Here is a 5896-nt window from a genome sequence, read left to right on the forward strand (position 1 = left end):
CTCCGAGAGTGATCTCGGAGCGGGCCTTCGACGCGTCTGCCGGACGGGGCGTCAGGCGATGAGGTCCCTCACGACCGGGGCGAGGGCGCGGAAGGCCTTGCCGCGGTGGCTGATGGCGTTCTTCTCGTCGGCCGTGAGCTCCGCGCAGGTGCGGGTCTCGCCGAGGGGCTGGAGGATCGGGTCGTAGCCGAAGCCGCCGTCGCCGGACGGGGCGGTGCGCAGGGTGCCGAGGAGGCGGCCCTCGACGACGCGCTCGGTGCCGTCGGGGAGGGCGAGGGCGGCGGCGCAGAAGAAGTGGGCGCCGCGGTGCGGCTCGGCGATGTCGGAGAGCTGGGCGAGCAGCAGGTCGAGGTTGCCGCGGTCGTCGCCGTGCTTGCCGGACCAGCGGGCGGAGAAGATGCCGGGCGCGCCGTTCAGCACGTCCACGCAGAGGCCGGAGTCGTCGGCGACGGCGGGCAGACCGGTGGCGCGGGCCAGGGCGTGGGCCTTGAGCAGGGCGTTCTCGGCGAAGGTGACGCCGGTCTCGGGGACGTCCGGGATCTCCGGGTAGGCGTCGGCGCCGACGAGTTCGACGTCCAGGCCGGCGTCCGCCAGGATGGCGCGGAGCTCGGTGACCTTGTGCTGGTTGCGGGTGGCGAGGATCAGACGGGTGGACATATCGCCCACCCTACCGAGTGGCCGGCGGCGGTCAGCCGGTGCAGAGCGAGGTGAGGTTGCCGGCCGCGCTGCCGAGCGGCTTGAGGTCCGGGACCTCGTTCCTGTCGGCCGCCCGCTGCACGTTCTCGACCTGCTTCTGCAGGTCGGTCACGGCCTTGGCGACGTCGGTGTTCTTGGAGTTCTTCCCGACCTGGTCGAGGTCGTTCCTGAGCTTCTGCAGGGCCTTCCCGGCGGCCGCCGAGTCGTTGCTCGCGTTGTCGTAGGCCTGGGTGACGTCGGCGAGGTCGCCGGTGATCTTCACGGCGGTGTTGCCGCAGTCGAGCGCCTTCTGGGCGGCGGAGCAGCTCACCATGCTGAGCGGGAGGATCGCGATGAGTCCGGCCACGGCGAGGGCGGCGGGGCGGGCGATGCTCGACGGCATCCGATCCTCCTGGGGGGCGCGGGTTCCGTGGGGTGGGACGCGCGCAGAGGGGTGCGCGGTTCCCGCAGCGGGGGTGCTGCGGGAACCGTACGGTCTCCGGACCCGGCCTGTACAGCAGGCCGACCGTCAGGCCGACCCTTCGGCGGGCCGTTCGCCCCGCGGCCCCACCCGCGGCCCGTACGCGCGTCCGTACCGGTCCGAACGGCCGTCCCCACCCACGGGTTGACCGTCCGTCCGTTCCCCTCCACGGCCGCGGGGCCCGCGCCGGTTCAGCCTTCCAGAACCTTGCGCTGGATCTCGTCCAGCTCCGCGCAGCCGAGGCTGCCGAGGTCGAGCAGCCGGTCGAGCAGGTCGCGGTCGAACGGGGCGCCCTCGGCGGTGCCCTGGACCTCGACGAAGCGGCCGTCGGAGGTGCAGACGATGTTCATGTCGGTCTCGGCGCGCACGTCCTCCTCGTACTGGAGGTCGAGCATCGGGACGCCGTCGATGATGCCGACGCTGACGGCGCTGACGCCACCGGTGATCGGCTGGCCCTTGGCGCGCAGCAGCTTCTTGTCGCGGGCCCAGGCGACGGCGTCGACCAGGGCGACGTAGGCGCCGGTGATGGCGGCGGTGCGGGTGCCGCCGTCGGCCTGGAGGACGTCGCAGTCCAGGACGATGGTGTTCTCGGCGAGCGCGCGGTGGTCGACCACGGCGCGCAGCGAGCGGCCGATGAGCCGGCTGATCTCGTGGGTGCGGCCGCCGATCCGGCCCTTGACGGCCTCGCGGTCGCCGCGGGTGTTGGTGGCGCGCGGGAGCATGGAGTACTCGGCGGTGACCCAGCCCTCGCCGCTGCCCTTGCGCCAGCGGGGCACGCCCTCGGTGACGCTGGCGGTGCACAGCACCTTGGTGTCGCCGTAGGAGATGAGGACGGAGCCTTCGGCGTGCTTGCTCCAGCCCCGTTCGATGGTGATCGGGCGGAGCTGGTCGGGGGTGCGGCCGTCGATGCGTGACATAGGCACTGAGCGTAGTCGCTCCGGGGGGCCGCTTCCGGAGGCGAGCCGGAGACGGCGGGGAGGCCATGGGAAGGCGGGGAGGCCCCGGGAAAGCGGGGAGGCCGCGGGAAAGCGGCGGGGACGCACCACGGCCCGCCGTCCCCCTGAGCGGGTCGGCGGGCCGGGCGGGCTGAACCTGGGTGGTTCAGCTCACATCATGTCCTCGATGTCGGCGGCGATCGGGTCGGCGTCAGTGCCGATGACGACCTGGATCGCGGTGCCCATCTTCACGACGCCGTGGGCGCCGGCGGCCTTGAGGGCGGCCTCGTCGACCAGGGAGGCGTCCTTGACCTCGGTGCGCAGGCGGGTGATGCAGCCCTCGACCTCTTCGATGTTGTCGATGCCGCCCAGACCGGCGACGATCTTCTCAGCCTTGCTGGCCATCTGGTTTCTCCCTCTGTCTCGGCCCTTCGGCGGCTCTGCCGGGTGCCGTCCTGCGCTGGTGCTGGGTGCCCCTCGACCGTCGTGCGGTGAGGTGCGTGCCGGTGGCTGACGCGGGTTCGGCCGCGGTCGGCCTGCGAGCGGCGCGACCAGCATCACCCGTGCCGGTCCGGTCCGCCACGTTAGTCCACTTTCGGCCCATTCCGGCGGGCAGGCTCCGGATCGCCGCCCGAGGATGACGATCAGCGGGGCTCGCGCCTCCGGAGTGCGACCTGCGTCTAAGTGGTCTACACCAATATATGTGTACTCCGACGAACGCGGGAACGGCCCCGGGTGTTCCCGAGCCCTGCCCGGGGGTCCCGCCGGGCCCCCCGGTCGGCAACTGCTCTCGGAGGGCGAAGGATGAGTTCGGCAGGCGCCACGGCCCCGCAGGCCAAACGATGGCACATCTTCTACGGCGGCCTCCAGAAGATGGGCCGCTCCCTGCAGCTCCCGGTGGCGGTGCTCCCCGCCGCGGGCATCCTCAACCGCCTCGGCCAGCCCGACGTGTTCGGCAAGGACGGCCTCGGCTGGGACAACGTCGCGAAGGTCTTCGCCTCGGCCGGCGGCGCGCTGCTCGACTCCTCCTTCGGCCTGCCGCTGCTGTTCTGCATCGGCGTCGCGATCGGCATGGCGAAGAAGGCGGACGGCTCGACGGCGCTCGCCGCCGTGGTCGGCTTCCTGGTGTACTACAAGGTCCTGCACGCCTTCCCGGAGAGCTGCAAGCCGCCGACGGTGCTGGTCAGCGACCAGTGCGTGGACTACGGCTCGGCGAAGGCGGCGGCCGCGACGTTCCAGAACCCGGGGGTGCTCGGCGGCATCCTGATCGGCCTGATGTCGGCCTGGCTGTGGGTGCGGTTCCACCGCACCAAGCTGGTCGACTGGCTCGGCTTCTTCAACGGCCGCCGCCTGGTGCCGATGATCACCGCGCTGGTCGGCATGCTGACCGCCGTGGTGGCGCTCTGGGTCTGGCCGCCGATCGGCCGCGGCCTGAACGACTTCTCGCAGACCCTCTCCGACCTGGGCGCGGGCGGCGCCGGCATCTTCGGCCTGTTCAACCGGGCGCTGCTGCTGATCGGCATGCACCAGCTGCTGAACACCTTCGTCTGGTTCCAGTTCGGGGAGTTCACCAAGCCGGACGGCGCGATCGTGCACGGCGACATCCCGCGCTTCCTGGCGGGCGACCCGACGGCCGGCCAGTTCCAGTCCGGCTTCTTCCCGATCATGATGTTCGCGCTGCCGGCCGCCGCGCTCGCGATCGCGCACTCGGCGAAGCCGCACCGGCGCAAGGAGATCTACGGCCTGATGCTCTCGGTCGGCCTGACCTCCTTCGTGACGGGCGTCACCGAACCCATCGAGTACTCCTTCGCCTACATCGCCCCGGCCCTGTACGCCGTGCACGCGCTGCTGACCGGCGCCTCGATGGCGGTGACCTGGGGGCTCGGGGTGCACGACGGGTTCAGCTTCTCGGCCGGCCTGATCGACTACGTGATCAACTGGGGACTGGCCACCAAACCGTGGCTGATCATCCCGATCGGCCTCTGCTTCGCCGTCGTGTACTACGCGCTCTTCCGGTTCATCATCGTCAAATTCAACCTGAAAACTCCCGGGCGGGAGGACGAGGCCGAGGTCGAGGACGTCACCAAGGCCTGAACCCGGGCGTCACCCGGGTTATCCCCGCAAAGGCCTCCGGACCACCGGTCCGGAGGCCTTCGGCATTTCGGAAAGCCCGGCCGGCCGGGCCCAACGCGCCTGGCAGGGCCCACCGGAGCACGCCGTGCTTTTGTTGCGCGATTAGCCAAAATCGATTTTGTTGCGCAGTCGGCCAAAATCCCAATCGCGGTCGCTACCATGATCGCCATTCGGTAAGTAGGTTTCGATTTCATAGCGCTTCCCGGCGACACCGCTTTCCGGGGTTCCTCGACTTCTCCACCCGTGCTACAAAACTGGTCTACACCACGTGTGGTGTAGACCAGTTCGCGGTTCGGCCCCTGTGCCTTCCCCCCGACCGACCGCCATGCCGTTAGGAACCCACCCCCATGAGTCAGTCTGCGCAGGCACCGGCGCCCGCCACGGCTCCGGCCTCACCCAGCCCCGCCAAGAAGTTCGGCCAGAACCTCCTCCAGGGTCTGCAGAAGATCGGTCGCAGCCTCCAGCTGCCCATCGCCGTGCTCCCCGCAGCCGGTCTGCTGATGCGTCTCGGCCAGGACGACGTGTTCGGCAAGGACGGCCTCGGCTGGGACAAGGTCGCCGCGGTGTTCAACACCGCCGGCACCTCGGTCTTCGACGCTCTGCCGATGCTCTTCGCGGTGGGTATCGCGATCGGCTACGCCAAGAAGGCGGACGGCTCCACCGCCCTCGCCGCCCTGGTCGGCTTCCTGGTGTACAAGAACGTGCTCACCGCGTTCCCGATCACCGAGTACAAGATCCTCCCCGGCAAGGACGAGGCGGCCACCTACCAGAACCCGGGTGTGCTCGGCGGCATCGTGATCGGCCTACTGGCCGCGGTGCTGTGGCAGAAGTACCACCGCACCAAGCTGGTCGACTGGCTCGGCTTCTTCAACGGCCGCCGCCTGGTCCCGATCATCATGGCCTTCGTCGGCACCGCCGTCGGCGTCTTCTTCGGTCTGGCCTGGGGCCCGATCGGCGACGCCATCAAGAGCCTGAACGACACCCTGATCGGCGCCGGCGCGTTCGGTGCGGGCGCCTTCGGCCTGGTCAACCGCGGTCTGCTGCCGGTCGGCATGCACCAGTTCGTGAACTCCTACGCCTGGTTCCAGACCGGTGACTTCACCAAGCCCGACGGCACCGTCGTGCACGGCGACCTGACCCGCTTCTTCGCCGGCGACCCGACCGCCGGACAGTTCATGTCGGGCTTCTACCCGATCATGATGTTCGCGCTGCCCGCCGCCGCACTCGCCATCGCCCACGCCGCCAAGGCGCACCGCCGCAAGGCCGTCACCGGCATGATGGTCTCGCTGGCCCTGACCTCCTTCGTGACCGGTGTCACCGAGCCGATCGAGTTCGCCTTCGTCTTCATCGCCCCGGTCCTGTACGTCATCCACGCGCTGCTCACCGCCGTCTCGATGACCGTCACCTGGGCGCTCGGCGTGCACGACGGCTTCACCTTCTCCGGCGGCCTGATCGACTACGCGCTGGCCTGGAACAAGGCCACCGACCCGTGGATGATCATCCCGCTCGGCCTGGCCTTCGCCGCGATCTACTACTTCCTCTTCCGCTTCGCGATCGTCAAGTTCAACCTCAAGACCCCCGGTCGCGAGGACGACGACGAGATCGAGGACGTCACCAAGGCCTGACGCCCGCGTCACCGCCCGCTCCCAAGGCCCCGGCCCGCCGCTGCTCC

General features: G+C 70.0%; 6 protein-coding genes. 2 read left to right on the forward strand and 4 right to left on the reverse strand.

Features of this window, described 5'->3' with window-relative positions; all coding sequences use genetic code 11:
• Positions 1 to 51: 51 nt before the first annotated feature.
• The 4 genes from rdgB to ACFU6K_RS29045 form a co-directional block, all read right to left on the reverse strand.
• Positions 52 to 657, reverse strand: a complete 606-nt coding sequence (gene rdgB / locus ACFU6K_RS29030) for an RdgB/HAM1 family non-canonical purine NTP pyrophosphatase (protein ID WP_380667951.1) — start codon at positions 655 to 657, stop codon at positions 52 to 54.
• A gap of 31 nt (positions 658 to 688) precedes the next feature.
• Positions 689 to 1078: a hypothetical protein gene (locus tag ACFU6K_RS29035; protein ID WP_380667953.1), complete on the reverse strand. Its 390-nt coding sequence runs from the start codon at positions 1076 to 1078 to the stop codon at positions 689 to 691.
• A 269-nt stretch (positions 1079 to 1347) separates the two neighbouring features.
• Positions 1348 to 2073, reverse strand: coding sequence for a ribonuclease PH (gene rph, locus ACFU6K_RS29040; RefSeq protein ID WP_380667955.1), 726 nt, complete (start codon positions 2071 to 2073; stop codon positions 1348 to 1350).
• 189 nt (positions 2074 to 2262) lie between these two features.
• Positions 2263 to 2496 (reverse strand): glucose PTS transporter subunit EIIB, encoded by a 234-nt coding sequence (locus ACFU6K_RS29045; RefSeq protein ID WP_030060521.1) that lies wholly within the window; start codon positions 2494 to 2496, stop codon positions 2263 to 2265.
• 399 nt (positions 2497 to 2895) lie between these two features.
• Here ACFU6K_RS29045 and ACFU6K_RS29050 point away from each other — a divergent pair, with 399 nt between their 5' ends.
• Together ACFU6K_RS29050 and ACFU6K_RS29055 are read left to right on the forward strand one after the other, a co-directional pair.
• Entirely contained in the window at positions 2896 to 4185 is a 1290-nt protein-coding gene (locus ACFU6K_RS29050; RefSeq protein ID WP_380667957.1) for a PTS transporter subunit EIIC, read from the forward strand.
• A gap of 386 nt (positions 4186 to 4571) precedes the next feature.
• Positions 4572 to 5849: a PTS transporter subunit EIIC gene (locus tag ACFU6K_RS29055; protein WP_380667960.1), complete on the forward strand. Its 1278-nt coding sequence runs from the start codon at positions 4572 to 4574 to the stop codon at positions 5847 to 5849.
• Positions 5850 to 5896: the final 47 nt, after the last annotated feature.

It is taken from the genome of Kitasatospora sp. NPDC057512 (assembly GCF_042802135.1).
Taxonomy (GTDB): Bacteria; Actinomycetota; Actinomycetes; order Streptomycetales; family Streptomycetaceae; genus Kitasatospora.